Origin of the sequence: Escherichia sp. AM3 (assembly GCF_032029835.1) — a bacterium.
In the GTDB taxonomy this organism is placed as follows: Bacteria; Pseudomonadota; Gammaproteobacteria; order Enterobacterales; family Enterobacteriaceae; genus Escherichia; species Escherichia coli.
Window position 1 is genome coordinate 1 of the sequence record NZ_JAVUPQ010000857.1, and the last position, 291, is coordinate 291.

Genomic DNA, 291 nt, shown 5'->3' on the forward strand with positions numbered 1-291 from the left:
GGATGACATCGTGGCGGTGCTCTGCTTCGTGATTGAAGCGGATCAGATTGCGTTTGAAACCGAGGCGGCGGCCGTTGAAGCGCCTGCTCCGGCAGAGAAGACCCCTGCGGTAGGTGCCGCTGCCCCGGCCCTGAAAGCCGTGCCAAAAGAGACGGCCGCTCCGGCCCGCGGTGAAAAACCAGCGGCGCGTTCCAGCGAGTCCACGAGCATTCGCGTGGCGGTGGAGAAAGTGGATCAGCTGATCAACCTGGTGGGTGAACTGGTCATCACCCAGTCGATGCTGGCCCAGCG

At 63.6% G+C, this 291-nt stretch carries 1 pseudogene; it reads left to right on the forward strand.

Annotated elements, in window-relative coordinates:
- Positions 1-291: pseudogene (locus RTW80_RS28720) on the forward strand (chemotaxis protein CheA); the annotation flags it as partial.